The sequence below is a fragment of the Aquipuribacter aurantiacus genome, from assembly GCF_051216895.1.
Classification (GTDB): Bacteria; Actinomycetota; Actinomycetes; order Actinomycetales; family JBBAYJ01; genus Aquipuribacter.
Genome location: NZ_JBPKAO010000006.1, coordinates 197,961 through 224,702 on the forward strand (window position 1 = coordinate 197,961; position 26,742 = coordinate 224,702).

Below are 26,742 nucleotides of genomic sequence, written 5' to 3' on the forward strand. Positions count from 1 at the left end.
CGGGGCCCGCGGTGACGAAGGTCCCGGTCCCCTCGACCCGCGCCGTCATAGGGTTCACCCGTGGTCACCGACGAGCTCGTACGTGTGGTCGCGCAGATCGCCGAGGGGCTCGAGCTCCCGGTGGTGCTCGACCGGTTGATCGAGGCCGCCCGGGAGGCCACCGGCGCCCGGTACGCCGCGATCGGGGTGCTGGGTCCGGACGGCCTGCACGAGGAGTTCCGCCACGTCGGGCTCACGCCGGAGCAGATCGCGTCGATGGGTCAGCTGCCCCGGGGCCACGGGGTGCTGGGTCTCATCACCCGCGAGCGCCGACCGGTCGTGGCCGAGGACATCAAGTCCCACCCGGCGTCGGTGGGCTTCCCGGCCGAGCACCCGCCGATGGGCTCGTTCCTGGGCGTCCCGCTCCGGGTCCGCGGGACCGTCTTCGGCAACCTGTACCTGACCGACAAGCCCGGCGGCTTCGACGACGAGGACCGGGCGACGGTGGAGGCCCTGGCCACGGCTGCGTCGGTGGCGGTGGACAACGCGCGGCTGTACCGCAGCGCCCGCAACCGTGAGCAGTGGGCCGAGGCGTCGGGGGCCGTGACCGCCGCCCTCCTCGGCGGGATCGACGAGGAGGAGGCCCTGGAGGTGGTGGTCCGCCACGCCCGCCAGGTCGCCCACGCCGACGCGGCCCTGCTGGCGCTGCCCGGTCGGGACGGGGCCCTGGTCGCCGAGGTGGTGGACGGCGGCGTCGGCGGTCACGAGCTCGTCGGGATGGGGCTGGCGGCCGTCCGCGCGCTCGGCGACACCGTGTCCTGCCCGATGGCCGACGGGGAGGGCGAGGCCGGCGTGCTGGTGCTGGTCCGTGCCGACGGGCACCGGCGCTTCGGACCGGACGACATCGCCGGGGCCGAGAGCTTCGCGGCGCAGTCGTCGCTGTCGCTGCGCCTGGCCTCGGAGCGGCACCGCGGCGAGAACCGCGTCCTGCTCGACGAGCGGGCCCGGATCGGCCGCGACCTGCACGACCTCGCGGTCCAGCAGCTGTTCGCCGTGGGCATCGAGCTCGGCCGGCTCAAGGTGATGCTGCCCGGCGGCGGCGGCATGGTCGGCCACGTCGACCTCGCCCTGGACGGACTGGACGCCGCGGTCGGGCACATCCGGGCCACGCTGCGACCGTTGCGCCCGGCGCCGGCCGCGACCCCCGGGCAGCAGGTCGCCCGCACCGTGGACGAGGCCGCCGTCGTGCTCGGCTTCCGACCCACCTTGCACGACCGCACCGACCCGGTCGACTCCCTGGGCTGGGACCCGTCACTGGTCCACGACCTGGTCGCCGTGCTGGGCGAGGCGCTCGCCAACGTCGCGCGGCACTCCCGGGCCTCGACGGTGTCGGTGGACCTGGACGTCGACGACGGCCGGCTGCGGCTCGTCGTCCGCGACGACGGGGTCGGGGTCCCCGCCGCCCCGGCCCGCACCAGCGGGCTGGAGAACCTGCGCGAACGGGCCCGCCAGCACCACGGCACCTGCACCGTGCTCCCCCGACCGTCCGGCGGGACCCGGGTCGAGTGGTCGGTGCCGCTGTCCTGAGGGGCGGCCACGCCCGGCCGCCCCGGCCGTCAGCTGCGGCGGGCGTGGGAGGCGACCCAGGCCGCGGCCTGGGTGCGGCGCTTGAAGCCCAGCTTCGCCATGACCGCGGTGACGTGGTTCTTGACGGTCTTCTCGCTCACGCCGAGCCGTTCCCCGCTCTCGCGGTTGCTGAGACCGTCCCCGATGCACTCCAGCACCAGCCGCTCCGTGGGGGTCAGCACCGACAGCGGGTCGTCGGTCTGGGCCCGCCGGCGCTCGAGCACCCGCTGGTCCAGCAGCACCCGGCCGGCCGCGACCGACAGCACCGTCTCGGCGATCTGGGCCCCCCGCACGGTCTTGAGCACGAACGCGGAGGCGCCCACCGCCAGCGCCTCGGCGGCGTAGTCGTCGTCGTCGAAGCTGGTCAGCACCACGAACCGGGTGCCCGGGCTCACCTGCACCAGCCCACGCATCAGGTCGATACCGGTGCCGTCCGGCAGGTGCAGGTCGACCAGGGCCACGTCGGGCCGGACCGCCGCCCCGCGCCGGAGCCCCTCGGCCACGCCGGCGGCCTCGGCCACGACCTGCAGCAACGGGTCCGCGTCGCAGACGTCCACGACACCGCGACGGACCACCTCGTGGTCGTCCACGACCATGACGCGGACAGGCGGTGTCGGCATGCGCGACAGGGTAGCGACCGCGCCCGGCGACGACTCAGACCCGGGCGCGGCGTGGCCGGGGCTGGCAGGACGGGCACCGGAACGAGGACCGGTTGGTCCAGGCCTCCCGGACGACCGCGGTACCGCAGCGAGGGCAGGGCCGCCCCTCCTGCCCGTAGGCCGACAACGCGCGGTCGTAGTAGCCGGACTCGCCGTTGACGTCGACGTAGAGCGCGTCGAACGACGTCCCGCCCGAGGCCATCGACGCGGCCATGACGTCGCGGACGTGGCCCAGCAGCTCCAGCGCCCTGGCCCGGGGCAGCGTCTCGGTCGGCCGGGCCCAGTGCAGCCGCGCCCGCCACAGCGCCTCGTCGGCGTAGATGTTCCCGATGCCCGAGGCCAGGGTCTGGTCGAGGAGGGCCCGCTTGAGCCCGGTCCGGCGCGCCCGGAGCCTCACGACCCAGGCCGCCTCGTCGAAGTCCGGGTCGAGCGGGTCCCGACCGATGTGGACGGCCAGCGCCGGGACCGTGTCGCCCGGGACGTCCACGGTGGGCACCAGCTCGTCGACCTCGAGCCGGCCGAACATCCGCATGTCGACGAAGCGGAGGTCGCGCCCGTCCTCGAGGCGCGCCACGACGCGGGTGTGCGGGTGGACCGGCTCCCCCCGGTCGAGGACCCTGACCTGCCCGGACATGCCCAGGTGCACCACCAGGGCGTCCCGGCGGGAGGCGTCGTCCTGCTCCTCACCGCCCCGGGCGTGGCCCGGGAGGTCCTGGGCGCCGCGGTCGGCGTGGGCCCCGCGGTCGGCGTGCTCCAGCGGCAGCCAGAGGAACTTGCCGCGGCGGCGCGGCGTCCGCAGCCGTGCACCGGTCAGCATCCCGGCGAAGCCCGTGGGGCCCTCCGGCTGGTGCCGGAGCAACCGCGGGTGCACGACCCGGACGGACTCCACCTGCGCGCCCACGACCAGGTCGGCCAGCCCGCGACGGACGCTCTCGACCTCGGGCAGCTCGGGCACTAGCCGTCCGTGGTCTGCGGCACGGGGACCGCGCGCAGGGTCCGCACCAGGTCGGCGGCGGCGGCCTGCTCGGCCAGCTTCTTGCTGCGCCCGGTCCCCCGGCCGACGACGGCGTCCTGCCCGTCGGCCGACCCGGGCGCCAGCTCGACGACGGCGGTGAACTCGGGGTCGTGGGGCGGGCCGGAGTGGCTCAGCTGGTAGCTGGGCGGGGTGAGGCCGCGCTCGGCGGCCATCACCTGCAGGACCGTCTTGTGGTCGTGGTCGACGCCCTCACCGGGCGCAGCGGCCAGCAGGTCGGCGGTGATGCGCAGGACCAGGTCCCGGGCCGCGACGGGGCCACGCTCGATGTGGACGGCCCCGATGAGGGCCTCGACGGTGTCCGCCAGCAGCGAGTCCCGGTCCCGCCCGCCGGTCAGTTCCTCGCCGCGGCCCAGCAGCATGGCGTCACCGACGCCGAGCGTCCGCGCGATCGAGGCGAGCGCGGGCTTGCTGACCACCGCGATGCGCATCCGCGACAGCAGCCCCTCGTCGGCCTCGGGGTGGCGGGAGTACAGCTCCTCGGTGACCGCCAGCTGCAGCACCGCGTCGCCCAGGAACTCCAGGCGCTCGTTGGTCGGCACCTGCCCGTTCTCGTAGGCGTACGAGCGGTGCACCAGGGCGTGCTCGAGACCCTCGGGGGACAACGAGACCCCGAGCGCCTCCGCCAGGGCGGCGCGCTCGGGGTGGGTCGGACTCACGCCCGACGTGGGCTCAGGCCTGCTCGTTGTCGTTGCGCAGCGCCTCGGTGTACCGACGCTGGTCGTACGCACCGCAGGTGGGGCACGCCATGTGGGGGCGACGCACCGCGCGGCACTGCGGGCAGGTGGTCAGGGTCAGCGGGGCAGCCTTCCAGTTGGCCCGACGGGACCGGGTGTTGCTGCGGGACATCTTCCGCTTCGGGACGGCCATCTCAGTTCGTCTCTTCCTGTGTGCGGTCGGGGTCGGCGGGGGTCGCCGTCCCGTCGTTCTGGTCGGGCAGCGTGAGGGCCTGGAGGACGGACCAGCGCGGGTCCGACTCCTCGTGGCTGTGGTCCGGGTCGTCGAGCAGCCTGGCCCCGCACCGGGAGCACAGCCCCGGGCAGTCGGGGTCGCAGACGGGCTGGAAGGGCAGCGAGGGCACGACCGCGTCGCGGACGGCGGGCTCGAGGTCGAGCAGGTCACCGTCCAGCAGGGGCAGCTCAGCGTCGTCCTCGCCCTCGGCGGGCGGCTCGTGCAGGAACAGCTCCTGCACGTCGACCCCGACGGCCTCGGTCACCGGGTCCAGGCAGCGCACGCACTCGCCCGTGGCGGTGGCGGACACCGTCCCGGAGACCAGGACGCCCTCCATGACGGCCTCCAGGCGCAGGTCGAGCTCCATCGGCGACTCGGGGGTCACGGCGATGACGCCGTTGCCCAGGTCCACCGGCGCAGGGACGGTCCGCTGGACCCGGAGCATCGTCCCCGGCCGTCGGCCGAGCTCGTGCGCGTCGAGGACCAGCGGCTTGCGCGGGTCGAGCCGCGCCGGCCGCACCGTCGGAGTCACTGCGGAACCTTCCTGGGTGGGCGTACGTGCATCCGTCGACCCGTCGGGCGACGCTCGACCGCTGCCGGGACGAGGTCACCGCAGGGCCAGCCGCCAAAGGTACCGCCAGCAGCGGCACCTCCCAAACCGGGACGGCCGACGGCGCCGTCCTCAGCGCGCCAGCCGGGCCGCCATGGGCGCCAGGACCGCCGGGGGCACGAGGTCGGAGACGTCGCCGCCGTTGCGGGCGACCTCCTTCACCAGCGAGGACGAGACGTGCTCGAAGCGGGGCTCCCCCGGCAGGAACACCGTCTCCAGTCCGCTGAGGTGACGGTTCATCAGGGCCATCGGTCGCTCGTAGGCCAGGTCCGTGCCGCTGCGCAGTCCCTTCACCACCGCCTGCGCCCCGACGTCCCGGCAGTAGTCCACCAGCAGCCCGCCGGCCACCACGTCCACCCGGACGTCCCTGGTGCGGGGGTCCGCCGCGAGCACCTCCCGCAGCAGGTCGGCCCGTTCGTCGGTCTCGAACAACCCTGCCTTCCCGGGGTTGTGCACCACGGCGGCGACCACCTGGTCGAACAGGGCGGCGCTGCGGACGATGACGTCGACGTGGCCCAGGGTCACGGGGTCGTAGCTGCCCGGGCAGACGGCCACCCGGGGGGCGCGCGGGGGCTCGGAGGAGGTGTCGCTCACGGCCGTCACGCTACGCGCGCTCCGCGAACCAGACCCGGGTCTCGCCGTACGTCCGCGGCTCGAGCGGGCTGAGCCCGGCCGGCCAGGTCGGTGCGGGGCTGCGGGAGGAGCGCTCCACGACCACCACGGCGTCATCGGCGCAGCGGGCCTCGACGGCGGCGAGCACCGCGTCCAGCGTCCCCGCCGGGACGTCGTAGGGCGGGTCGAGCAGGACGAGGTCGAACGCGTCGGCCCGGTCCGGCCCCCCGCCCCCGTCGTGCCTGTCCGGCCCCCCGCGCCCACCGGGTCCGTCCAGCCAGCGCTGCACCTTCTCGTGCACCACCTGCAGGGGCAGGTCCAGGGTGGCGGCGTTGTCGGCGGCGGTCCGGGCGGCCGCACGGTCCGCGTCGACCCCGACCGCGGAGACCGCACCCCGGCTCAGCGCCTCCAGCGCCAGCGCGCCCGAGCCGCAGTACAGGTCCAGCACCCGGGCCTCGCGCACCGCACCCCAGGCGTCGAGGCGGCCGAAGACGGCCTCGCGGGTGCGGTCGCTGGTGGGGCGGGTGGTGGTCCCGCGGGGTACGGCCAACCGGCGCCCGCGGGCCGTCCCGGCCACGATCCTCATGCGCCCGTCCCCGTCGTCCGACCCCTCACGCGCTCATCCTCGCGCCAGGTACGCCTCGCGGCCGCCGGCCAGGGCGACCTCGACGGCCTCGGCCAGCTCCGGGTGGGCGGTGAGGTCCGGGTCGTCGGACAGCACGGCCTCGGCCTCGGCACGGGCCGCGGTGATCACGTCCAGGTCGTCCACCACGCGAAGCAGCCGCAGCGAGGACCGGGCCCCGGACTGCGCCGCGCCGAGCACGTCACCCTCGCGCCGGGTCCGCAGGTCGAACCGTGCCAGCTCGAAGCCGTCGACGGTCGAGGCGACGGCGTCGAGGCGCTCCCTCGCCTCCGAGGGGCCTCGCAGCGACGTGACCAGCAGGCACAGCCCGGCGTGCCCACCGCGTCCGATCCGGCCGCGCAGCTGGTGCAGCTGGGACACCCCGAACCGGTCGGCGTCCATCACCACCATCACGGTCGCGTTGGGCACGTCGACCCCCACCTCGACCACGGTGGTCGCGACCAGCACGTCCACCTCGCCCGCCACCACGGCGCGCATCACGGCGTCCTTGTCCTCGGGCGCCATCCGGCCGTGGAGCATCTCGACCCGGCAGCCGGCCAGGGCCGGCTCCAGGCGCAGCTGGTCGAGGACGTCGAGGACCGCGGCCGCCGCCGGGCGCTGGTCCTCCCCCGCGAACTCGTCCTCCATCTCGGCGAGCACCGCGTCCTCGTCGGTGCCGTCGGCGCCGATGCGCCCGCAGACCACGAAGGCCTGCCGGCCCGCGTCGACCTCCTCGCGGACCCGCCGCCAGACCCGCTGCGCCCACGCGGGCCTCTCGGCCAGGGCGACCACGTGGGTCGTGATCGGTCGGCGTCCCGCCGGGAGCTCGTCGAGCACGCAGGTGTCGAGGTCGCCGAACACCGTCATCGCGACGGTCCGCGGGATCGGCGTGGCGGTCATCACCAGGACGTGGACGCCGACACCGCGGGCTCGCAGCGCGTCGCGCTGCTCGACACCGAAGCGGTGCTGCTCGTCGACCACGACCAGACCCAGGTCGTGGAACTCGACCCGGTCCGACAGCAGGGCGTGGGTCCCCACGACGATCCCCGCCTCCCCGCTGAGGATGTCGAGCATCGCCTTGCGGCGCACGGCGGTCGGCGCCGACCCGGTCAGCAGGGTCACCGACGTGCCGTCGGGGTCGCCGTCCAGCGTCCCGCCCCGCCCCAGCGGGCCCAGCACCGCCAGCAGGGAGCGGTGGTGCTGGGCGGCGAGGACCTCGGTGGGGGCGAGCATCACGGCCTGCCCGCCGGCCTCGACCACCGCGAGCATCGCCCGCAGCGCGACCAGGGTCTTGCCCGAGCCGACCTCGCCCTGCAGGAGCCGTTGCATCGGGGTGCCGGAGGCCAGGTCGGCGGACAGCTGCCGGCCGACCTCCTGCTGGCCGGCGGTGAGCGTGAACGGCAGGGCGGCGTCGAAGCGCTCGAGCAGGCCGCCCGGGCGCGGGGCGTACGTGGTGGCCGGCACCGTCCTGATCCGGTTGCGGGTGCGGACCAGACCGGTCTGCAGCACGAACGCCTCGGCGAAGCGCAGCGTCTGCTCCGCCTCGTCGCGGTCGTCCTCGTCGGCGGGTCGGTGCAGCCGACGCAGCGCCTCCAGCCGGGGCAGCAGGTCGTGCCGGGTCCGGACCTGCTCGGGCACCGGGTCGGGGACCTCGTCCGGGGACAGCGTGTCGAGCACCTGCTCCAGGGCCGCGGCGACGTGCCAGGTCTGCGCCCTGGCCGTCGCGGGGTACACGGGCTGGAGCCGTCCCGCCCACTCGTCGACGTAGCCCTCGGCGACGACCCGTTCGAACTCGCCGTCGAGCTCGGTGTGGCCGGGCGAGCCGTGCAGCTGCATGTCGGGCTGCAGCAGCTGCAGCCGGCCGCCCCGGCGGCTGACCTTGCCGGAGAAGAACCCGCCGCGTCCCTTCACCAGCTGCTTCTCGCGGAACTGCTGGTTGAAGAACACCAGGTCCAGGCGGCCGTGGCCGTCGGTGACGACCACCTCGGTGATGAACCCCTTGCGCTGCCGCATCCGTCGGGTGGTGGTGCTGACGACCTGGGCCTGGACGGTGACGTGCTCGCCCTCGCGGAGGCCGTCGAAGGACGTCATGTCGCCGCGGGCGGTCCAGCGGCGCGGGTAGTGCTCGAGCAGGTCCGCGACCGTACGCAGCCCCAGGCTCTCCAGCCGCTCGGCGGTCTTGGGTCCCAGCTCGCGGTCCAGCGGGGTGTCCAGCCGTGACGGCGGCCGGGGGGCAGCCGGACGGTCGGGGCTCATTCGCACCCCAGCAGCAGCAGGTACCGCGGCTGCCCGCCGCCCACCACGTCGACCTGGGGACCGGCGCCACCGGGCTGCAGCCGTCGCTGCAGCCGCTCCAGCAGGTCGTGACCGGCGTCCCGGCCCGGGAGGACCGTGACGAGCTCCGCCTCCGCCCCACCGAGGGCGGCCACCACCTTCTCGGCGACGTCGACGGCGTCGGACCCGACCGCCACCACGTCCCGCCCCAGGGTGCCCACCAGGTCACCGGTCCGGCACGGGCCGACCGGGGTCGTGCAGTCCCGCGCGGCGACCGCCACCGCGCCGTGCCGGCAGCCGTCGACCGCTGCGGCCGCCGAACGCATCGCCGCGAGCGCGTCCCCGCCGCTCGGGGCACCGGGACCGAGCACCGCGAGCGCGGCGAGCACCTGGACCTGCGAGCGCGACCGGGCCACGACCGCCGTCACGCCCTGCTCCTCGGCGGCGAGCACGGCCTGGTGCGCCACGGCGGCGGTCTCCGCGTCGTTGGGCAGCACCAGCACCCGCTCGGCGGCAGCGCCCGCGGCGAGCACCGCGTCCAGCACGTCCCCGGTGCTCGCGCGCTCCCCGGGGGCGCTGGCCACCACCAGAACCCCCGCCTCCCGGCACAGGGCCACCGTCCCCGCCCCACCGGCGCAGGCCACCACGGCGAGCGCCGCCCGCTCACCCCCGGCGTCCGCCCCGGCGGAGCCGTGACGCGCGGCGGCCGCGAAGTGCGTGATCCGGATGGCGTGCGGAGAGCCCGCGGCCATGCCTGCCTCCACCGCCGCCCCGGGGTCGTCGGTGTGCACGTGCACGTGCCACAGCGAGTCGCCCCCGACGACCAGGACGCTGTCGCCCAGGCGCAGCAACGCCTCCCGCAACCGCTCCACCGGCCCGGCGGTCCCCTCCCCGGGCCCGTCCACCCCCAGCAGGTACATGACCTCGTAGGCCGGGCCGCCCGGTCGGAGGTCGGTGCCCGCCACCCCGCGCAGCGTCAGGTCCCCCTCCACGGGGTCGTCGCCGGCCGTGGGGGACGACCGGCGCACCCCGCCGGTCCCGTCGTCCCCGTCGGTCCTGTCGTCCCCGTCGGTCCTGTCGTCCCCGTCGGTCCTGTCGGCGACCTCGCCCGCGAGGACGACGTCGCGCAGCGCACCCAGGGCCAGCACCAGGCCGGCGCCGCCGGCGTCCACCACACCGGCCGCGGCCAGGGCGGGCAGCTGCAGGGGCGTCCGGTCGAGCGCCCGCTCGGCGGCGCCCACCACGGCGTCGAGGAGGGCGGGCAGGCCGGCGCCGGTCGCGACGACCCGCTCGGCCTCCTCCGCGGCGGCCCGCGACACGCTGAGCACGGTGCCCTCGACGGGGTCCGTGACCGCCGCCCAGGCGAGGTCGTCCCCCCGGCACAGCGCCTTCGCCACCACGTCGGCCCCGATGCCCCCGAGCACCCCGTGGCCGGGCGCACCCAGCACGTCCGCCCAGCCCCGGGCGAGCTGGCTGGCGATCACGCCGGAGTTGCCCCGGGCGTTGACCAGCAGGGCCCGGGCCAGGTCGCCGCCGCCGTCACCCAGGGCACCGCTGACCGTGAGGTGCAGGTTGGTGCCGGTGTCGCCGTCGGGGACCGGGAACACGTTGAGCGCGTCCAGCTCCGCCCTGGCCCCCTGCAGCCGGCGGGCCGCCAGGCGCGCCCAGCGGCGCAGCGCGGCGGCGTCGAGCGAGGTGAGGGGACCGCCGCCGGGCGCGCGGACCGCCTGGGTCGATGCGTCCCCGGTCATGCCCGGAGGATACGAGCCCCCCGGGACACCTGCGGCCGGTCGCGCGGCACGTCGTGCGGCCGGTCGTACGGGACGTCGTGCGGCACGTCGTCGGCCGGTCGTGCGGCCCGTCGCGCGGCCCGTCGACCCGTGGGCCCACCCGACCGGTCCGCCCGGGGGCGTCGGAGGTCAGGGGGCACCGGCCGGATCGGGTACCCTGTCGTGGTTGCTCACCGGGAGTCCCGGGGACGCACCTGGCGGGTCCGCACCCGGACACGCCGCCCGAACGGGCCCCGCTCGTGGGCCCAGACATCGACTTCCTAGGAGATACCCCGTGGCTGCCAACTGCGACGTCTGCGGCAAGGGCCCCGGCTTCGGCAACAGCATCTCCCACTCGCACCGCCGCACCAAGCGGCGCTGGAACCCCAACATCCAGCGGGTTCGCGCGATGGTGGGCGCGACGCCGAAGCGGGTCAACGTCTGCACCTCCTGCCTCAAGGCGGGCAAGGTCTCTCGCTGACCTCCCGGTCACGCCTGAGGGCGTGACCCCCGCACCACCCACGGCCGCCGGACCCGATCAGGGTCGGCGGCCGTAGTGCGTCCACCCCCCGGGGTCCCGGCGGGCCACGCCGTCCACCCGGACCAGCGGGCCCTCCTCGCCGGCGGGCGCGACCTCGCCGACCGGGACGAACCCGGCGGGCAGCGTCGCCCCCGCCGGGAAGCAGGCCAGCATGCTGTGCTCCTCCCCGCTGGTGAGGACCCACTCCTGGGCCCGGTCGTCGGGCAGGCCCAGCAACCCGGCGACCAGCAGCAGGTCCTGCCCGGGTGCCAGGTCCGTCGTCCGCAGCCGCAGGTCCACCCCCGACGCGCGCGCCAGTCGCGTCGCGTCCCGGACGAGCCCGTCGCTGACGTCGATCAGGGCCCTCGCCCCGGCGGCGCGGGCACGGGGACCTGCCGTGTGGTCCGGTCGCGGGGCCCGGTGCACGCCGACCACCCGGTCGACGGCGGCGGCCACGTCCGCCGCCAGCCCGTCGACGGCCGCCCGGCCCCGCTGCAGCAGCTCCAGCCCGGCGGCCGACGCCCCCACGGCACCGCCGAGCGCCACGACGTCGCCGGGCCGGGCGCCGTCCCGGCAGGTGGCGGGCCGCGGGCCGCGGAGGACACCGAACGACGTGCCGGTCACCACCAGCGCGCCGCCGTCGGCCACGTCACCGCCGAGGACGGCCACCCCCGCCCGGGAGGCCTCGGCGGCGATGCCGTCCGCGAGGCCGAGGCACCAGCCCACCGGCGTGCCGCCCGGCACGACGAGCGAGACCAGCAGGCCGACGCCGACCGCCCCCATGGCCTCGACGTCCGCGAGCACCTGGACGACGGCCTTGCGGCCGACCTGCTCGGCGCCGGACCAGTCGGTACGGAAGTCGACCCCCTCGACCAACGTGTCGGTGCTGGTGACGAGCGGGCCGTCGACCTCGAGCACGGCGGCGTCGTCGCCGGGCCCCACCAGCACCCGGGCCGGACCACCGTCGAGCGCGGCGGCCGGCCGCAGCCGCGCCACCACCGCCCGGACCAGGGCGTCCTCGCCGACGTCGGCGACCCTCGACCCGGCGGTGCCGGTCGCCCCGGCGTCGTGGTCCAGCTCCGCAGGTCGCAGGTCCTCAGGTCGCAGGTCCGCAGGGGCGGGGTCGTCGCGTGTCGGCACAGTTCTCCTCGTCGGCGACGGCACGGGTCTGCGCGTCGACCGTCGTCGCGGTACGGTCGGCGCGTGGTTCAGGCCTACATCCTCGTGCAGACAGAGGTCGGCAAGGCGGGTGCCGTCTCCGACGCCATCCGCAGCATGACCGAGACCGTGTCGGTGGAGAACGTCACCGGCCCCTACGACGTCGTCGCCAAGGTGCAGGCCGAGACGCTCGACGAGCTGGGCCGGCTGGTGGTCGCCCGCATCCAGGAGCTGTCGGGCATCACGCGCACCCTGACGTGCCCCGTCGTCAACTTCTGACCCGTCGCCGCGCCACCGTCCTGCTGGGCGGTCCGCTCGTCCTCGTGCTGGCCTCCTGCAGCAGCCCGGTGCCGGTGGTGACCGCCGACGACGGCGGCTCCCCCGCCTGCGCCGACGTGCTCAGCCTGCTGCCCGCGACGCTCGCGGGGGCCCCTCGCCGCGACACCTCCGGCGGCCCCGGCACGGCGGCCTGGGGCGACCCGGCCATCCTGCTGCGCTGCGGCGTGGAGCCGGTGGCCGCGACCACGCAGCCGTGCGTGGGCGTCCCGGGGTCCGGCGGCGAGGTCGACTGGGTGGTCCTGGCCACCGACGACACCGGGTCCATCGTGCGGACGTTCGGCCGTGAGCCCGCCGTCGAGCTCGAGGTGCCCGCCGCCTACGGCCCGGCGCCGGTGAGCGTGCTCCCGGACCTGGGCGAGGCGGTGTCGGTCGTGGAGCCCACGGCCGTCTGCGTGGACTGAGCCGGGCCGGACGTCGACCCGGCGGGGACGACCTCGCCTCAGACGTCCTCCCGTGCGTCCGCGACGGACTCCTCCGGACGCGGGGGGACGTCCTCGTCGTCCTCCAGCACCTCCAGCGGGAGGTCGGGGTGCGTCTCGGGCGCGCCCAGGGGCTGCGGGCCGGGCTCGGGGTCGGGCTGCGCGCCCGGGGTGGTGCTGCTGTCGCTCATGGGTGCCTCCTGGGCTCGACGGGGGTGCTGCGGGGCCATCCTCCCCGAACGCGGACGGGGCGCTCAGCGCAGCCCGACCCCGCGGGCGAGCGCGAGCCGGAGCAACCGGTCGACGAGCTCGGGGTACCCCACCCCGGACTCCTCCCACAGCCGCGGGTACATGGACGTCGACGTGAACCCGGGCATCGTGTTCACCTCGTTGACCACGGCGCGCGGACCGTCGGGGCCGGTGTCCTCGACGAACCAGTCGACCCGGGCCAGGCCTTCGCAGCCGAGCACCTCGAAGGCCCGGACGGACTCCGCGCGCAACCCGTCGGACAGCTCGGGCGGCAGCACGGCCGGGGTGTCCAGCCGGACGGAGCCCCCGTCCAGGTACTTCGCGTCGAAGTCGTAGAAGCCGTCGGTCAGCACGACGATCTCGCCGCACACGCTCGCCGTCGCCGGGGCGTCGTCCAGCCCGCCCAGCACGCCGCACTCGACCTCCCGGCCGCTGACCGCGCGCTCCACCAGGACCCTCGGGTCGTGCCGGGCGGCCTCCTCGAGAGCGGCGAGCAGCGCGGCCTCGTCACCCGGGTCCTGCAGCCGGGTGATGCCGAAGCTGGAGCCGGCCCTGGACGGCTTGACGAACACGGGCGACCCGAGCCGACGCACCCGTTCCACCACCCGCGCCGGGTCGTGGCGCCACTCGCGCGGCTGGACGAGCTCCCAGTCCGCGACCGCGAAGCCGGCGTGCTGCAGGAGCACCTTCATCGTGTGCTTGTCCATGCAGGCCGCCGAGGCCAGGACACCGGAACCCACGTAGCGGGTGCCCGCCAGCTCCAGGAGGCCCTGCACGGTGCCGTCCTCCCCGTACGGCCCGTGCAGCAACGGCAGCACCACGTCCACCGCACCCAGGGGGACGGGCGGCTCACCGGGCCGGACGCGGACCAGACCGGGGTCCTCGGTGTCGGTGGCCGGCAGCAGCCGCCCCGGCTCGACCGCCCGCTCCGCCGTCACCTCGGGGAGGTCACGCCCGCGCAGCACCCAGGCCCCCGGGTCGTCGTCGACGCGCAGCCACGCGCCCTCGCGGGTGATGCCGATGGCGACGACGTCGTAGCGGTCGCGGTCGACCGCGGCGAGCACCCCGGAGGCGGTGACGCAGGAGATCCCGTGCTCCTCGGAGCGCCCGCCGAACAGGACGGCGACGCGGGGACGGGCGGTGGGATCGGTGGTCATGGACGGCGAGGCTAGCCGCGAGACCTACCCTGTGGCCGTGGAGCAGACCCCCGACGCGCCGCTGTCCCCCGCAACCCGCCTGGTGCACACCGGCCGGCCCGCCCGCACCCCCGGCGGTCCGCTCAACCCACCGGTCCAGCTGTCGACCACCCTGCACGCCGCCACCGACCCCAGCGGTGGCGCCGACGCGGGGGTCGTCAACTACGCCCGCTCGGGGGTGGAGACCTGGCAGGCCCTCGAGGACGCCCTCGGCGACCTGGAGGGCGGCACCGCCCTGGTGCTCGGCTCCGGCCTGGCCGCCGTCAGCGCGGCCGTGGAGGTCGTCCTGGCCGAGCGGGCCCTGGCCGGCGGCACCGGACCGGCCCGTGTCGTGGCCCCGGTCCACGGCTACGCGGGCACGCTCGGTCTGCTCGCCCACCTGCAGGACACGGGCCGGGTCGAGCTGGTCGCGGTCGACCCCGCCGACACCGCCGCGGTCGTGGCCGCGGTGCCCGGGGCGCACCTGGTGTGGGCCGAGAGCCCGGTCAACCCGACCATGGAGATCACCGACCTGGCGGCGGTCGCCGCGGCGGCCCGGGCGGCCGGGGCCCGGACCGTGGTCGACGGGACGTACGCCACCCCGCTGCTGCAGCAGCCGCTGGCCCTGGGCGTCGACGTCGTCGTCCACTCCGTGACCAAGGCGATCGCCGGTCACTCCGACGTCCTCATGGGTGCCACCGTCACGGCCGACCCGGGCCTCGCCACCGCGCTGCACGCGCACCGCACCCGCACCGGCGCCGTGCCCGGCCCGTTCGAGGCGTGGCTGGCGCTGCGTGGGCTGCGGACCCTGGACGTCCGGATGGAGCGCGCGCAGGCGACCGCCCGGCTGCTCGCCGAGCGGCTGGGTGAGCACCCGGCGGTGTCACGGGTCCGCTACCCCGGTCTGCCCGGCGACCCCGGCCACGAGGTGGCCTCGCGCCAGATGAGCGGGTTCGGGTCCGTCCTGGCCATCGACCTGGCCGGCGCCGAGGAGGCCGAGCTGCTGGCGGCGTCGACCCGGTTGTGGACGCACGCGACGAGCCTCGGCGGGGTGGAGTCCCTGCTCGAACGACGCCGGCGTCACCCGGGCGAGGTCACCAGCGTCCCCGAGGGCCTGGTCCGGCTGTCCGTCGGCATCGAGGCCGCGGAGGACCTGTGGGCCGACCTGGCCCAGGCGCTGGACCGGGTGGCGCGCGGCTGAGGAGGCCGCTCAGCCGCCCTCGGCCCGCCGGGCGCGGGACAGCAGCAGCCGGGCCAGCTCCTCCGGCCGCAGCGCCCCGGTCACCACGGCGGCCACGGCCTCGGTGATGGGGACGTCGACGTCCAGGGACCGCGCCAGCGACAGCAGCGAGCGGCAGGACCCGACCCCCTCGGCCGTCTGCCGCGTCACCTCGACGGCCTGCTCGACGGTGTGCCCCAGACCGAGCTGCTCCCCGAAGGACCGGTTGCGGCTCAACGGCGAGGTGCAGGTGGCGACCAGGTCACCCATCCCGGCGAGCCCGGCGAACGTGTGCGGGTCCGCCCCCAGCGCGGCGCCCAGACGGGCGGTCTCGGCGAGCCCTCGGGTGATGATCGACGCCTTGGAGTTGTCGCCCATGCCGAGACCCACCGCCATGCCCACCGCCAGCGCGATGACGTTCTTCATCGCCCCGGCGATCTCTACCCCCACCACGTCGGTGTTCGTGTACGGACGGAAGTACTCCGTGGAGCAGGCTGCCGCGACCCGGTCCGCGACGGCCTCGGTGGTCGCGGCGACCACGGTCGCCGTGGGCTGGTGCTGGGCGATCTCGAGGGCGAGGTTGGGACCCGACACCACGGCCACCCGGTCGCGGTGGACCCCGGCCACCTCCGCCACGACCTCGCTCATGCGGCGGTTGGTGCCGAGCTCGACGCCCTTGGACAGGCTGACGAGCAGGGCGTCGGCCCGCAACGACGCCGTCAACGGCCCCAGGGTGTCCCGCAGCACCTTGGACGGGAGCGCCAGGACCAGGATGTCGGCGGTGGCGACGGCCCCCAGGGCGTCGGTGCTGGCCCGCAGCCCGGCGGGCAGGTCGACGCCCGGTAGGTAGCCGGGGTTGCGGTGGTGCTCGTCGACCTCCTCGACCACCGCGGCGTCGCGGCCCCACAGGGTCGTCTCGCACCCGGCGTCCGCGGTGACGGCGGCGAACGTCGTCCCCCACGACCCGCTGCCCAGCACGGTGACCCGGGTCGGTGTGCTCATGCGGCCGGCCGGTCGTCGTGACCGGGCTCGTACTTCCCGGTCTCCGGGACCCCCGCCTCCTTGGGGTCGAACAGCTTGGCGGGCGGGGTCTCGCCGCGCTGCTCGGCGACGATGGACACCAGCGCGGTCATGATGCGGTCGGTCGCCTCGCGCAGGACCTCCGAGTCGACCTCGCGGCCGCGCAGGTCGTCCAGGTCGACGGGCGGGCCCGCCCAGACGTGGACCGTCTTGCGCGGGAACGGGTGGATGCGCTTGCTGTAGCGCGGCAGGACCCGGTGGGCCCCCCACTGCCCGATGGGCACGACGGGTGCCCCGGTCTCCAGGGCGATGCGGGCCGCCCCGGTCTTGCCCCGCATCGGCCACATGTCCGGGTCGCGGGTCAGCGTCCCCTCCGGGAACACCGCCACCAGCTGACCCTTCCTGACCGCCTCGACGGCCGAGCGGAACGCGTCCGCCGCGTCGCCCGTGTTGCGGTGCACCGGGATCTGCTCGGCGCTGCGCAGCAGCGCTCCCAGCCCGCGCACCCGGAACAGGCTCGCCTTGGCCAGGAACCGCATCACCCGCCCGTTGCCGTGGATGAAGTGCCCGAAGGTGAGCGGGTCGAGGTTCGACGCGTGCACGGTGACGACGACGACGCCGCCGCTGCGCGGCAGGTTCTCCGTGCCGCGCCAGTCGCGCCGGGTCACCAGTCGCAGCAGCGGCAGGCACACCAGCAACGTCAGGCGGTAGCCCCATCCGAGCCGCTGGCTCGTCTCGGCCCGATCGGCCACAGGAACCTCCATCGGTCGCTGCATCGTGGTCGTCCCGCGCCGTCGGACGACGTCGCCGTCGTGCACCTTAACGCCGGTGACAGGATGGGCACGATGGCCACCGCCCGCTCCCCGGACACGTCCCCCCCTCCGGGCCCCGTGGCCCGGGACGACGTCGCCCGCTGGTCACTGGTGATGCCGGTCAAGGGCGGCGCCCGGGCCAAGTCGCGGCTGGCCCGCGACGACCGGCAGGCCCTGGCGCGGGCCATCGCGCTCGACGCCGTGGCGGCCGCGGTCGCGTGCCCGGCGGTGGCCGAGGTGGTGGTCGTCACCGCGGACGAGGAGGCCGCCCGTGAGCACGCCGCACTCGGTGCCCGGGTCGTCACCGACCCGGGCGCCGGGCTGCTCACGGCGCTGCTGACCGGTGCCGCCGCCTGCGACCCGTCGACGCCGTGCGGGCTGCTGCTGGCCGACCTGCCCGCGCTGCGGCCGGAGGACCTGTCGGGCACGTTGTCGGCGTGCCTCGGGCTGCTCGGGCTGCTCGGCGAGGACGTCGCCCCCGGCCGGGACGGCCTCCCCCGGCGGACGTCGGCGGCGCCGGTCATGGTCACGGTGCCGGACGCGGACGGGGACGGCACGGTGCTGCTCTGCGCGGCCCGTCCCGGCGACCTCCGGCCGCGCTTCGGGTCCGGCTCGGCGACCGCGCACGCCGCCGTCGCGCACGTCCTCGGCGACGTGCCCGAGGGCGTGCGGCGCGACGTCGACACCGACGAGCACCTGCGGTGCGCGGTCGCCCTGGGGGTGGGACCACGCACCGCGCAGGTGCTGGCGGCTCAGCCCCGCTCGACCATGGCCCCGAGCGACGCGAGCTTCTCGCCGAAGCGCTCGTAGCCCCGGTCGATCAGCCCGATGCCGTGGACCTTGGAGGTCCCCTCGGCGGCGAGCGCCGCGATCAGGTGGCTGAACCCACCACGCAGGTCGGGGACGGTGATCTCGGCGCTGTGCAGCTTGGACGGCCCGGACACGACCGCCGAGTGCTGGAAGTTGCGCTGGCCGAACCGGCAGGCGGCGCCACCGAGGCACTCGCGGTAGACCTGGATCGTCGCGCCCATCTCGCGCAGCGCCTCGGTGAAGCCGAAGCGGTTCTCGTACACCGTCTCGTGGACGATGCTGATGCCGCTGGCCTGCGTCAGGGCCACGACGAGCGGCTGCTGCCAGTCGGTCATGAAGCCGGGGTGCACGTCGGTCTCCAGCACGATCGAGCTCAGGTCCCCGCCCGGGTGCCAGAACCGGATGCCGTCGTCGCGGACGTCGAAGCGGCCCCCGACCTTCCGGAAGACGTTGAGGAACGTCATCATCTCCGGCTGCGTCGCGCCCTCGAGGAACACGTCCCCGCGGGTCGCCAGCGCGGCGCACGCCCAGGACGCGGCCTCGATGCGGTCGGTCAGCGCGTGGTGGTCGTAGCCCTCGAGCCGGTCGACGCCCTCGATGCGGATCACCCGGTCGGTGTCCACGCTGATGATGGCGCCCATCTTCTGCAGGACGGCGATGAGGTCGGCGATCTCCGGCTCGATCGCGGCGTTCTTGAGCTCGGTGACGCCCTCGGCCCGGACCGCGGTGAGCAGGACCTGCTCGGTCGCACCCACCGACGGGAACTCCAGCTCGATCTTGGTGCCCTTGAGACCGTTGGGGGCGCTGATCTTGATGCCGCTGGGGAGCTTGTCCACCACGGCGCCGAACCGACGCAGGCTCTCCAGGTGGTAGTTGATGGGCCGGTCACCGATGCGGCAGCCGCCGAGATCCGGGATGAACGCCTCGCCGAGGCGGTGCAGCAGGGGCCCGCAGAGGAGGATCGGGATCCGACTGGTCCCGGCGTGGGCGTCGATGTCGGCGCTGTGGGCGCTCTCGACGTCGCTGGGGTCCATGAGGAGCGTGTCGCCGTCCTGCGTGACCCGGACGCCGTGCAGCTCCAGCAGGCCGGTCACGACGCCGACGTCACGGATCTCGGGGACGTTGCGCAGCCGGCTGGGCGTCTCGCCGAGGAGCGAGGCCACCATGGCCTTGGACACGAAGTTCTTGGCGCCCCTGAGCCGGATCCGGCCGTGCAGCGGGGAGCCACCGTGGACGATGAGGGTGTCGGTCACGCGACCATGGTGGCCCATGCCGGGCCCTCCGCCGTCACGCCCGGCCCGTCGCATCCGTGGTGGTCAGGATCCCGAGGTCGAGCCGGTCGTCTCCTGGGCCGAGAGCGCGGGAGCCGAGGGGGCCGGCGGCGCCGTCGGACCGGACGTGCCGGAGGACCCGGTCGTGGGACCCGAGGTCGGTGCCGCCGCGGGAGCGGCAGGAGCGGAGGTCGCGGGACCGGAGGCTGCCGAACCGGTTGCGGCGGCCGTCGTGCCGGAGGCCGGAGCGGAGGGGGTGCCCGAGCCGCCGGAGGACGCGGCGGCGTCGGCACGGACGGCCGGACGGCGGGCGGGGGTGCGGCCGCTGCGCGAGGAGGTGGTCTTCTTGGCTGCGCCGCCGGCCGTCGACGCCGTCTTCCTCGCGGGGGTGGCGCGCTTCGCGGCGGTGGCCGTGTTCGCGGGGGTCGCCTTCTTCGCGGGGGTCGCCTTCTTCGCGGGGGTGGCGGGCGTGGCGGAGGCGGAGGCGGTCGAGGCCGGTGCCGAGGCGGACGGGGAGGCGCTGGAGGGGGACGCGCTGCCGCTCGTCGACGCCGGGCTGCTGGCAGCGGTGCTGCTGGGGGACGTCGCCTTCTTCGCGGTGGTCGAGCTCGCCGTCGCCCGCTTCGCTGCGGCCGGAGACGCCTTCTTCGCGGTGGTCGGGCTCGCGGTGGTCGAGCTCGCCGTGGTCGAGCTGGCCGTGGCCCGCTTCGCCGCCGCCGGAGTCGCAGACGCCTTCTTCGCGGTGCGCGAGCCCGCCGTGGTCCGCTTCGCCGCCGCCGGAGCCGCAGACGCCTTCTTCGCGGTGCGCGAGCCCGCCGTGGTCCGCTTTGCCGCCGCTGCGGCCGGAGACGCCTTCGTGGCGGTGGTCGAGCTCGCCGTGGTCCGCTTCGAGGCGGCCTTCTTCGCGGTCGACGGGGTGGTGGTCGACGTGCTCGCGGTGGTCTTCTTCGCGGTGGTCTTCTTCGCGGTGGTCTTCTTCGCGGTGGTCTTCGCCGGCCCCACGCTCGCCGACGCCTTCTTCGCCGACGTCTTCTTCGCAGCCGTCTTCGTCGCAGCGGGCTTCGCGGCGGCGGTCTTCTTCGCCGCGGTCTTCGTCGCCGCGGTCTCCTTCGCCGTGGCCTTCTTCGCGGTGGTCTTCGCCGGCCCCCCGCTCGCCGACGCCTTCTTCGCCGCCGTCTTCTTCGCAGCCGTCTTCGTCGCAGCGGGCTTCGCGGCGGCGGTCTTCTTCGCCGCGGTCTTCGTCGCCGCAGTCTCCTTCGCCGTGGCCTTCGTCGCGGTGGCCTTCTTCGCCGTGGACGCGTTGGCGTCGGGCGCGGGGACGACCACCTCCGGCGGGGCGGGGGGCGTCGACGGGCGAGCCTTCTTGCCGTACTTCTTCTCGGCCTTGACCTGCGCCTTCTTGGCCACCTTGCTGACCTGCGCGGCCTTCTTGCCCTCGGCGACCGCGGCGGCGGCGGCCGCGATGGCCTGCTCGCCGAGGCCCTTGGCCTCGTCCACCAGCACCTTGAAGCCCTTGGCCGGCTCGAACTTGGGCACGGTCACCCCGGCGACGTTCGTCTTCTCGTCGCTGGCGGCCCGGTAGGCACGCTCGAAGGTCCCGAGGCCGCTGACCGCGACCTTCTCACCGCGAGCCACCGCGTCGGTGATCGACTCGACGAGCGCGTCGACCGCCTGCTTGGCCTTCTTCCGGTCGCCTATGCGCTCGGCGATCGCGTCGATGAGATCGGACCTGTTCACGGTGCCTCCTGGCGACGTCGGCGTGCTGGGTCTACCCACGCTACGACCCACCGGCCGCCGGGTCCACGCGGCGGGCCGCAGCGGCACGGGCCGCGTCCCACCGCGGCCGGCCCTCCCGCCGGCCCGCCCGGCCCTGCCCGTCCCCTAGTGCCGGACGGGCAGGGTGGTCGGCCGCCAGGCCTCCCGCGAGGTCTCGAACTCGTCGATGGCGGCCGCGTGCTGCAGCGTGATGCCGATGTCGTCGAGGCCCTCCAGCAGCCGGTACCGGGTGTAGTCGTCCACCCCGACCGGGAACACGAACTCCTGGCAGCGACCTTCACGCGCCTGCAGGTCGACGGTCACCTGCGTGCCCGGCTCGGTCTCCAGGATCTTCCACAGCATCTCGACGTCGTCCTGGGCCACCTGTCCTGCGAGCAGCCCCTGCTTGCCGGAGTTGCCGCGGAAGATGTCGGCGAAGCGCGACGACAGCACGACCCGGAAGCCGTAGTCCTTGAGCGCCCACACCGCGTGCTCACGGGAGGAACCGGTGCCGAAGTCGGGTCCGGCCACCAGCACGCTGCCGGCCCGGTACGGCTCCTGGTTGAGCACGAAGGTCGGGTCGTTGCGCCAGGCCGAGAACAGCCCGTCCTCGAACCCCGTGCGCGAGACCCGCTTGAGGTAGACGGCGGGGATGATCTGGTCGGTGTCGACGTTGCTGGCCCGCAGCGGGACACCGACGCCGGTGTGGGTGGTGAACGGTTCCATGTCGGGTCTCCTGTCAGTTCTCGAGGTCGGCGGGGCTGGACAGCGTGCCGCGCACGGCCGTGGCCGCGGCGACGAGCGGGCTCACCAGGTGGGTGCGCCCGCCCTTGCCCTGCCGGCCCTCGAAGTTGCGGTTGGACGTCGACGCGCTGCGCTCGCCGGGGGCGAGCTGGTCGGGGTTCATGCCCAGGCACATCGAGCAGCCCGCGTTGCGCCACTCCGCCCCGAAGTCCTTGAACACCACGTCCAGGCCCTCGGCCTCCGCGTCGAGCCGGACCCGGGCCGACCCGGGCACGACCATGACGCGGACGTCGGGGTGCTTGGCCCGGCCCTGGACGACCTCCGCCGCGGCCCGGAGGTCCTCGATCCGACCGTTGGTGCAGGAGCCGATGAACACGGTGTCGACCGCGATGTCGCGCAGCGGGGTGCCGGGCGTCAGGTCCATGTAGGCCAGGGCCTTCTCGGCGCTCGCCCGTACCCCGGCGTCGGCGATGCTCGCGGGGTCCGGGACCGACGCGGACAGCGGCAGGCCCTGGCCGGGGTTGGTGCCCCAGGTGACGAACGGCTCGATGTCGGCGGCGTCCAGGACGACCTCCGCGTCGAACGTCGCGTCGTCGTCGGTGCGCAGGGTGCGCCAGTACTCGACCGCGGCGTCCCAGTCGGCACCCTCGGGGGCGTGGGGACGACCCTTGAGGTACTCGAACGTCGTGTCGTCGGGCGCGATCATCCCGGCGCGGGCGCCGGCCTCGATCGACATGTTGCAGATCGTCATGCGGGACTCCATCGACAGCTGCCGGATGGCCTCGCCGCGGTACTCCAGGACGTAGCCCTGTCCGCCGCCGGTCCCGATCTTCGCGATGACGGCCAGGATGATGTCCTTGGACGTCGACCCGACGGGCAGCCGGCCGTCGATGGTGATGGCCATCGTGCGGAACGGGCGCAGCGGGAGCGTCTGCGTGGCGAGGACGTGCTCGACCTCGCTGGTGCCGATGCCGAACGCCAGGGCGCCGAACGCGCCGTGGGTGGAGGTGTGGCTGTCGCCGCACACGACGGTCACGCCGGGCATGGTGAGCCCGAGCTGCGGTCCGACGACGTGGACGATGCCCTGCTCGACGTCGCCCAGCGGGTGCAGCCGCACGCCGAACTCCGCGCAGTTGGTCCGCAGCGCGTCCACCTGGGTCCGGCTCACCGGGTCGTCGATCGGGATGTCGCGACCGACCCCGGGCGTGGTCGGCACGTTGTGGTCCTCGGTGGCGATCGTCAGGTCGGGTCGACGGACGCCCCGCCCGGCGAGCCGGAGGCCGTCGAAGGCCTGCGGGCTGGTCACCTCGTGGATCAGGTGCAGGTCGATGTAGAGCAGGTCGGGTTCGTCCCCCGACCCCTTGCGCACGACGTGCGCGTCCCACAGCTTCTCGGCGAGCGTCCTGCTCATCCTGGGTGACCTCCCGCGCGGCCTGGGGCCGCCCTCGTGGTGCCTTCCGCCGAAGCATCTCCGCTGCGGCGCTTGCCATCCACATGTCGAGACGGCAATATCGACTCGTGGACAAGAGTAGCGGAGTCGGCGTCCTGGACAAGGCCGCCATCGTGCTGGGAGCGCTCGAGGGCGGTCCCGTGACCCTGGCCCAGCTGGTCGAGGCGACCGGCCTGGCCCGACCCACGGCGCACCGGCTGGCCGTGGCCCTGGAGCACCACCGCCTGGTCGCCCGCGACGTCAGCGGGCGCTTCGTCCTCGGTCCCCGGATCGCCGAGCTCTCGGCGTCCGCGGGCGAGGACAAGCTGTTCGCCGCCGCGACGCCCGTCCTGCACGCCCTGAGCGACCACACCGGCGAGAGCGCGCAGGTGTACCGCCGCCAGGGCGAGCACCGGGTCTGCGTGACCGCGGTCGAGCGGCCCAGCGGGCTCCGCGACACCGTGCCGGTCGGCGCGACCCTGACCATGCTCGCCGGGTCGGCGGCACAGGTGCTGCTGGCCTGGGAGGAGCCGGACCGGTTGCACAAGGGCCTGATCGGCGCGCGGTTCACCGCGACCTCGTTGTCGCAGGTCCGCCGACGCGGCTGGGCCCAGTCGGTCGGCGAGCGCGAGCCCGGCGTCGCCTCCGTGTCAGCTCCCGTGCGCGACGGGCACGGGCGCGTGGTGGCCGCGGTGTCGGTGTCCGGACCGATCGAGCGGTTCTCTCGGCAGCCCGGCCGGCTCCACGCCCCCGCCGTCATGGCCGCGGCCAACCGGCTCACGGAGGCGCTGCGACGGGCGGGCGGGGACGTCGTGTCCGTCGTGGCCGCCACCCCCACGGTCGGCCCGCTGCCGCCCGCGCCGCCGGCGTACCGCACGGCCCGCACCGTGCGTCCGGGGGCCCGGCAGGAGCACCGCGTCGTGACCCGCCCCGCGGCCGGCTGAGGTCGCCCGCCCCGGCGGCGGCCGGGCAACCGGGCCCGGGTACGACGAAGGCCCGCTCCTGCTGGAGCGGGCCTTCGTCGATGTAGCCCCGACCGGATTCGAACCGGCGCTACCGCCTTGAGAGGGCGGCGTCCTAGGCCGCTAGACGACGGGGCCAGGCTGCCCTTGCGGGCCGGTGAAGACTACCCCAGGATCTGAGGGCGAACTCACCTGCTGGGGTACCAGGACTCGAACCTAGACTAACTGAACCAGAATCAGTTGGGCTGCCAATTACCCCATACCCCATGGGATCGGACCCCGCCTAGGCGTTGTCGCGACCGTGCGATGGTAGCCGACCTCGGAACGGCGTCCAAACCGCGCCCGGACCGCGTGGCGCGTCACGCCGCACGGCCTAGGTTTGGGCCGCCGACATCGCCGCGCACGACCGACGCACCTGGGGGACCTGCTGACCACGCCCGCGCCCGGTGCGCACCCCGGCCCCCGTGACAGCTCGACCGGCCTTCCGGCCAGTGCCCAGACGGGCGCTCCGGCCAGTTCCCAGCCCCGTGCCCAGACCGGCGCCCGGACCGGTGCCGCAGGCGACGGCCTGGTCGACGCCTCGCGTCCGGCCCCGGTCGGGACCGCGGTCGTCGTGGCTCTTCCGCTGGTCGTGGCGCTGGTCGCCGTCCCCGTCATGGCCGCGGCCGGGCTCACCCAGCACCTGGGCTGGTGGAGCCCCTGGACCGCCGGCCCGGCCGCCCTGGTCGGGGTGGCGCTGGCCGTGGCCCTGGTGCCCCGGCTGCCCCTGCCCCGGCTGCCGTGGCGCACGGCGCTGCCGCTGCTCGTGCTGTGCGCGGGGTTCGGGCTGTGGGCCGCGCTCACCCACGGCGAGCACGTCGTCGTCCGCCGTGACCCCGGGGCCTACGCCACCTACGCGCTGGCACTGGCCCGCTTCGGTGGCGTGCCGCTCGACCCCGGCCTGGACGTCTTCGGGCTGGCGGCGGACGACCCCTGGGTGCGGGTCAGCGCGGCCGCGCAGTACGCGGTCCCCGGCACCGGCACCGGCGCGGACGGTGCCGCGACCCTGTCGGTGGTCCCCCAGTTCCTGGTCGGGGTGCCAGCCCTGCTCAGCACGGCCTGGTGGGTCGGCGGCTGGGGCGGGCTGATGGTGCTGCCGGCCGTGGTGGCCGCCCTCGCCCTCCTCGCGTTCTCCGGTCTGGCCGCCCACCTGCTCGGTCACGTCCCCGCGCTGCTCGCCGTCCTGGTCCTGGGCCTGAGCCAGCCGGTCCTGCTCGTCGCGAGGCAGACGTTCTCGGAGCCGTTCTCGTTGCTCTACGTGCTCACGGGGACGACCCTGCTGGTGGTGGCCACGACGACCGCCCGCCGGCCCCGGCTCACCGCCCTCGTGGCCGGGGCGCTGCTGGGGGCCAACCTGTTCGTCCGCATCGACGCGGTCCGCGAGCTGGTGCTGCTGGTGCCGCTGGCCGCGTTCCTGATCGGCCGGCGGCACCCCGCGGGCGTCCCGCTGCTGGTCGGGGCGGCGCTGACCGGGCTGCCGGCGGCCCTCGCGACGACCTGGTGGTCCTCGCCGTACGTCAGCTCCGTCGCCAGCTCGCTCGGGCCGCTCGTCGTGGTCGGCGCCGTGCTCGCGGTGCTGTCGGTCGCGGGGGTGGTGGTCGGCCGCCGGCTGGAGGAGCGCTGGCAGGGCGGTGCGCCGGCCGCGGCGAGGCGTGCGGCCGACCTGCTCCCCGGGCTCGCGGCCGGTCTGGTCGCCGGGGTCGGTCTTGTCCTCGCGAGCCGGCCGCTGTGGCTCGTGGACCGACGGCTGGACCCCTACCTGCCCGGGATGGACGACTTCGTGGCGGCGCTGCAGAGCCAGCAGGGCCTGCCGGTGGACGGTCTGCGGACGTACTCCGAGATGTCGGTGCAGTGGCTGGTCTGGTGGCTCGGCCCCGTGACGGTGGTGCTGGCTTCCGTGGCCGCCGTGGTGCTGGTGCACCGAGGTGTGCGGGCGGCGCTGCGCCCCGGACCGCTGCCGGGCTGGCTGCTGCCGACGGCCGTGGCCGTCGCGGTGACGGTCGTGTCGCTGCACCGGCCGGCGATCACCCCGGACCACCCGTGGGCGGACCGTCGCTACGTCACCGTCACCTACCCGTTCCTGGTGCTCGCGGCCACGGCCGCCATCACCTGGCTGGCACGGGGTCGCCGCGGTCCTGACGGCACCACCGAGGGCCGGCCGGGGGCGCTGCTGCGCCCGGTGGCGGCCGCCGCGCTGGCCGTGATGGTGCTGGTGCCGACCGCGGCCGCCACGCTGCCGCTCGCGACGACCCGGACGGAGATCGGCCAGGTGGACGCCACGGAGGCGGTCTGCACCGCGCTCGAGGAGGCCGGCCCGCGCCCCGCGCTGCTGTCGGTGGGCTTCCGGGGTCGCGTGGAGTGGGCGCCGGTCGTGCGGGCGAGGTGCGGGGTACCCCTGGTCGGCATCGAGACCCCGGCCGCCGGCAGCGAGCAGACGCTCGGGGACGTCCTGGCCCGCGCCGCCGACGCGGCTCGCACCAACGGCTACACGCCGGCGGTCATGGTCGGCGACCAGGCCAGCGCCCAGCTCGTGGCCGACGCCACCGGACGGACCATGCCGCTGGTGGTGGACCTGTCCACCACCGAGCCCGAGCGGCTGCTCGAGGAGCGTCCGCTCACGGTGCGGCCGTTGCCCGTGCAGGCCTGGGTCGCCCCGCTGGCCTGACGGCGTCCGGGCAGGGGGGGA

The 26,742-nt window shown here is 75.4% G+C and carries 25 protein-coding genes, 2 tRNA genes and 1 pseudogene; 8 read left to right on the plus strand and 20 right to left on the minus strand.

What is annotated here, in order from left to right; translation table 11 throughout:
* Nucleotides 1-60: 60 nt before the first annotated feature.
* Nucleotides 61-1,566, plus strand: coding sequence for a GAF domain-containing sensor histidine kinase (locus ACR80Q_RS10620; protein WP_435377575.1), 1,506 nt, complete (start codon nucleotides 61-63; stop codon nucleotides 1,564-1,566).
* Between the two features lie 29 nt (nucleotides 1,567-1,595).
* Here the strand turns inward: ACR80Q_RS10620 and ACR80Q_RS10625 are convergent, their stop codons facing one another.
* The 9 genes from ACR80Q_RS10625 to ACR80Q_RS10665 all read right to left on the minus strand — a co-directional run bounded on the left by ACR80Q_RS10625 (nucleotide 1,596) and on the right by ACR80Q_RS10665 (nucleotide 10,117).
* Nucleotides 1,596-2,225 carry a response regulator gene (locus ACR80Q_RS10625; protein ID WP_435377576.1) on the minus strand — a complete coding sequence of 210 codons (630 nt, stop codon included), beginning with the start codon at nucleotides 2,223-2,225 and terminating at the stop codon, nucleotides 1,596-1,598.
* Nucleotides 2,226-2,259: 34 nt separating this feature from the next.
* The gene (gene mutM, locus ACR80Q_RS10630) at nucleotides 2,260-3,219 is read right to left on the minus strand and encodes a bifunctional DNA-formamidopyrimidine glycosylase/DNA-(apurinic or apyrimidinic site) lyase (RefSeq protein ID WP_435377577.1); all 960 of its coding nucleotides are present in this window, start codon (nucleotides 3,217-3,219) and stop codon (nucleotides 2,260-2,262) included.
* On the minus strand, nucleotides 3,219-3,956 hold the full coding sequence (rnc, locus tag ACR80Q_RS10635) for a ribonuclease III (RefSeq protein ID WP_435377578.1): 738 nt from the start codon (nucleotides 3,954-3,956) through the stop codon (nucleotides 3,219-3,221). Before rnc ends, mutM begins: the two co-directional genes overlap by 1 nt.
* Nucleotides 3,957-3,969: 13 nt before the next feature.
* Complete coding sequence (rpmF, locus tag ACR80Q_RS10640) at nucleotides 3,970-4,167, minus strand: 50S ribosomal protein L32 (protein WP_435377579.1); 198 nt, start codon at nucleotides 4,165-4,167, stop codon at nucleotides 3,970-3,972.
* A gap of 1 nt (nucleotide 4,168) precedes the next feature.
* Nucleotides 4,169-4,693, minus strand: a complete 525-nt coding sequence (locus ACR80Q_RS10645; protein WP_435377612.1) for a YceD family protein — start codon at nucleotides 4,691-4,693, stop codon at nucleotides 4,169-4,171.
* A gap of 237 nt (nucleotides 4,694-4,930) precedes the next feature.
* On the minus strand, nucleotides 4,931-5,452 hold the full coding sequence (coaD, locus tag ACR80Q_RS10650) for a pantetheine-phosphate adenylyltransferase (protein ID WP_435377580.1): 522 nt from the start codon (nucleotides 5,450-5,452) through the stop codon (nucleotides 4,931-4,933).
* A gap of 10 nt (nucleotides 5,453-5,462) precedes the next feature.
* The gene (locus ACR80Q_RS10655) at nucleotides 5,463-6,056 is read right to left on the minus strand and encodes an RsmD family RNA methyltransferase (RefSeq protein WP_435377581.1); all 594 of its coding nucleotides are present in this window, start codon (nucleotides 6,054-6,056) and stop codon (nucleotides 5,463-5,465) included.
* A 33-nt stretch (nucleotides 6,057-6,089) separates the two neighbouring features.
* On the minus strand, nucleotides 6,090-8,348 hold the full coding sequence (locus ACR80Q_RS10660; protein ID WP_435377582.1) for an ATP-dependent DNA helicase RecG: 2,259 nt from the start codon (nucleotides 8,346-8,348) through the stop codon (nucleotides 6,090-6,092).
* Nucleotides 8,345-10,117, minus strand: a complete 1,773-nt coding sequence (locus ACR80Q_RS10665) for a DAK2 domain-containing protein (RefSeq protein WP_435377583.1) — start codon at nucleotides 10,115-10,117, stop codon at nucleotides 8,345-8,347. The genes ACR80Q_RS10660 and ACR80Q_RS10665 overlap by 4 nt, the downstream gene beginning before the upstream one ends.
* 313 nt (nucleotides 10,118-10,430) lie before the next feature.
* Here ACR80Q_RS10665 and rpmB point away from each other — a divergent pair, with 313 nt between their 5' ends.
* Nucleotides 10,431-10,616 carry a 50S ribosomal protein L28 gene (gene rpmB / locus ACR80Q_RS10670; RefSeq protein ID WP_435377584.1) on the plus strand — a complete coding sequence of 62 codons (186 nt, stop codon included), beginning with the start codon at nucleotides 10,431-10,433 and terminating at the stop codon, nucleotides 10,614-10,616.
* Between the two features lie 57 nt (nucleotides 10,617-10,673).
* On the opposite strand, the gene thiL is transcribed toward rpmB, so the two are convergent.
* Complete coding sequence (gene thiL, locus ACR80Q_RS10675) at nucleotides 10,674-11,795, minus strand: thiamine-phosphate kinase (RefSeq protein ID WP_435377585.1); 1,122 nt, start codon at nucleotides 11,793-11,795, stop codon at nucleotides 10,674-10,676.
* A gap of 63 nt (nucleotides 11,796-11,858) precedes the next feature.
* On the opposite strand from thiL, the gene ACR80Q_RS10680 reads away from it, so the two are divergent.
* Nucleotides 11,859-12,092, plus strand: a complete 234-nt coding sequence (locus ACR80Q_RS10680; RefSeq protein WP_435377586.1) for an Lrp/AsnC family transcriptional regulator — start codon at nucleotides 11,859-11,861, stop codon at nucleotides 12,090-12,092.
* A complete protein-coding gene (locus tag ACR80Q_RS10685) occupies nucleotides 12,071-12,553 on the plus strand; it encodes a DUF3515 family protein (protein WP_435377587.1) in 483 nt (160 codons plus the stop codon). Before ACR80Q_RS10680 ends, ACR80Q_RS10685 begins: the two co-directional genes overlap by 22 nt.
* 38 nt (nucleotides 12,554-12,591) lie before the next feature.
* Here ACR80Q_RS10685 and ACR80Q_RS10690 read toward each other — a convergent pair whose 3' ends face one another.
* Both ACR80Q_RS10690 and ACR80Q_RS10695 read right to left on the minus strand, forming a co-directional pair.
* Entirely contained in the window at nucleotides 12,592-12,762 is a 171-nt protein-coding gene (locus ACR80Q_RS10690; RefSeq protein WP_435377588.1) for a hypothetical protein, read from the minus strand.
* Nucleotides 12,763-12,825: 63 nt separating this feature from the next.
* Nucleotides 12,826-13,977, minus strand: coding sequence for a D-alanine--D-alanine ligase family protein (locus ACR80Q_RS10695; RefSeq protein ID WP_435377589.1), 1,152 nt, complete (start codon nucleotides 13,975-13,977; stop codon nucleotides 12,826-12,828).
* A gap of 37 nt (nucleotides 13,978-14,014) precedes the next feature.
* Here ACR80Q_RS10695 and ACR80Q_RS10700 point away from each other — a divergent pair, with 37 nt between their 5' ends.
* Nucleotides 14,015-15,196 carry a trans-sulfuration enzyme family protein gene (locus tag ACR80Q_RS10700; protein WP_435377590.1) on the plus strand — a complete coding sequence of 394 codons (1,182 nt, stop codon included), beginning with the start codon at nucleotides 14,015-14,017 and terminating at the stop codon, nucleotides 15,194-15,196.
* Nucleotides 15,197-15,205: 9 nt separating this feature from the next.
* Here the strand turns inward: ACR80Q_RS10700 and ACR80Q_RS10705 are convergent, their stop codons facing one another.
* Nucleotides 15,206-16,216: an NAD(P)H-dependent glycerol-3-phosphate dehydrogenase gene (locus ACR80Q_RS10705; protein WP_435377591.1), complete on the minus strand. Its 1,011-nt coding sequence runs from the start codon at nucleotides 16,214-16,216 to the stop codon at nucleotides 15,206-15,208.
* Nucleotides 16,213-16,986 carry a lysophospholipid acyltransferase family protein gene (locus tag ACR80Q_RS10710; RefSeq protein WP_435377592.1) on the minus strand — a complete coding sequence of 258 codons (774 nt, stop codon included), beginning with the start codon at nucleotides 16,984-16,986 and terminating at the stop codon, nucleotides 16,213-16,215. Before ACR80Q_RS10710 ends, ACR80Q_RS10705 begins: the two co-directional genes overlap by 4 nt.
* A 93-nt stretch (nucleotides 16,987-17,079) precedes the next feature.
* Here ACR80Q_RS10710 and ACR80Q_RS10715 point away from each other — a divergent pair, with 93 nt between their 5' ends.
* Nucleotides 17,080-17,856 (plus strand): NTP transferase domain-containing protein, encoded by a 777-nt coding sequence (locus ACR80Q_RS10715; RefSeq protein ID WP_435377593.1) that lies wholly within the window; start codon nucleotides 17,080-17,082, stop codon nucleotides 17,854-17,856.
* On the opposite strand, the gene murA is transcribed toward ACR80Q_RS10715, so the two are convergent.
* From murA to leuC, 4 genes are all read right to left on the minus strand, one after another.
* Nucleotides 17,799-19,109: a UDP-N-acetylglucosamine 1-carboxyvinyltransferase gene (gene murA, locus ACR80Q_RS10720; protein WP_435377594.1), complete on the minus strand. Its 1,311-nt coding sequence runs from the start codon at nucleotides 19,107-19,109 to the stop codon at nucleotides 17,799-17,801. The two genes, ACR80Q_RS10715 and murA, sit on opposite strands and share 58 nt — an antisense overlap.
* A gap of 63 nt (nucleotides 19,110-19,172) precedes the next feature.
* Complete coding sequence (locus ACR80Q_RS10725) at nucleotides 19,173-20,951, minus strand: HU family DNA-binding protein (protein WP_435377595.1); 1,779 nt, start codon at nucleotides 20,949-20,951, stop codon at nucleotides 19,173-19,175.
* Nucleotides 20,952-21,008: 57 nt separating this feature from the next.
* Nucleotides 21,009-21,608 carry a 3-isopropylmalate dehydratase small subunit gene (leuD, locus tag ACR80Q_RS10730; RefSeq protein WP_435377596.1) on the minus strand — a complete coding sequence of 200 codons (600 nt, stop codon included), beginning with the start codon at nucleotides 21,606-21,608 and terminating at the stop codon, nucleotides 21,009-21,011.
* A gap of 13 nt (nucleotides 21,609-21,621) precedes the next feature.
* Nucleotides 21,622-23,037, minus strand: a complete 1,416-nt coding sequence (gene leuC / locus ACR80Q_RS10735) for a 3-isopropylmalate dehydratase large subunit (RefSeq protein ID WP_435377597.1) — start codon at nucleotides 23,035-23,037, stop codon at nucleotides 21,622-21,624.
* A 107-nt stretch (nucleotides 23,038-23,144) separates the two neighbouring features.
* Here leuC and ACR80Q_RS10740 point away from each other — a divergent pair.
* Nucleotides 23,145-23,858, plus strand: a pseudogene (locus tag ACR80Q_RS10740) (IclR family transcriptional regulator); the annotation flags it as partial.
* 224 nt (nucleotides 23,859-24,082) lie between these two features.
* Here ACR80Q_RS10740 and ACR80Q_RS10745 read toward each other — a convergent pair.
* A tRNA-Glu gene (locus tag ACR80Q_RS10745) sits at nucleotides 24,083-24,155 on the minus strand.
* Between the two features lie 57 nt (nucleotides 24,156-24,212).
* Nucleotides 24,213-24,284, minus strand: a tRNA-Gln gene (locus ACR80Q_RS10750).
* Between the two features lie 346 nt (nucleotides 24,285-24,630).
* Here ACR80Q_RS10750 and ACR80Q_RS10755 point away from each other — a divergent pair.
* Entirely contained in the window at nucleotides 24,631-26,721 is a 2,091-nt protein-coding gene (locus ACR80Q_RS10755) for a hypothetical protein (RefSeq protein ID WP_435377598.1), read from the plus strand.
* The last annotated feature ends 21 nt before the right edge of the window (nucleotides 26,722-26,742 follow it).

What these genes read in the sequence shown, in the direction of transcription:
- ACR80Q_RS10660 (WP_435377582.1), bottom strand. Translation starts at nt 8,348, where the DNA reads ATGAGCCCCGACCGTCCGGCTGCCCCCCGGCCGCCGTCACGGCTGGAC.
- ACR80Q_RS10715 (WP_435377593.1), top strand. Translation starts at nt 17,080, where the DNA reads ATGGCCACCGCCCGCTCCCCGGACACGTCCCCCCCTCCGGGCCCCGTG.
- leuC (WP_435377597.1), bottom strand. Translation starts at nt 23,037, where the DNA reads ATGAGCAGGACGCTCGCCGAGAAGCTGTGGGACGCGCACGTCGTGCGC.
- ACR80Q_RS10625 (WP_435377576.1), bottom strand. Translation starts at nt 2,225, where the DNA reads ATGCCGACACCGCCTGTCCGCGTCATGGTCGTGGACGACCACGAGGTG.
- rpmF (WP_435377579.1), bottom strand. Translation starts at nt 4,167, where the DNA reads ATGGCCGTCCCGAAGCGGAAGATGTCCCGCAGCAACACCCGGTCCCGT.
- ACR80Q_RS10705 (WP_435377591.1), bottom strand. Translation starts at nt 16,216, where the DNA reads ATGAGCACACCGACCCGGGTCACCGTGCTGGGCAGCGGGTCGTGGGGG.
- leuD (WP_435377596.1), bottom strand. Translation starts at nt 21,608, where the DNA reads ATGGAACCGTTCACCACCCACACCGGCGTCGGTGTCCCGCTGCGGGCC.
- ACR80Q_RS10695 (WP_435377589.1), bottom strand. Translation starts at nt 13,977, where the DNA reads ATGACCACCGATCCCACCGCCCGTCCCCGCGTCGCCGTCCTGTTCGGC.
- ACR80Q_RS10690 (WP_435377588.1), bottom strand. Translation starts at nt 12,762, where the DNA reads ATGAGCGACAGCAGCACCACCCCGGGCGCGCAGCCCGACCCCGAGCCC.
- ACR80Q_RS10645 (WP_435377612.1), bottom strand. Translation starts at nt 4,693, where the DNA reads ATGCTCCGGGTCCAGCGGACCGTCCCTGCGCCGGTGGACCTGGGCAAC.
- ACR80Q_RS10665 (WP_435377583.1), bottom strand. Translation starts at nt 10,117, where the DNA reads ATGACCGGGGACGCATCGACCCAGGCGGTCCGCGCGCCCGGCGGCGGT.
- ACR80Q_RS10655 (WP_435377581.1), bottom strand. Translation starts at nt 6,056, where the DNA reads ATGAGGATCGTGGCCGGGACGGCCCGCGGGCGCCGGTTGGCCGTACCC.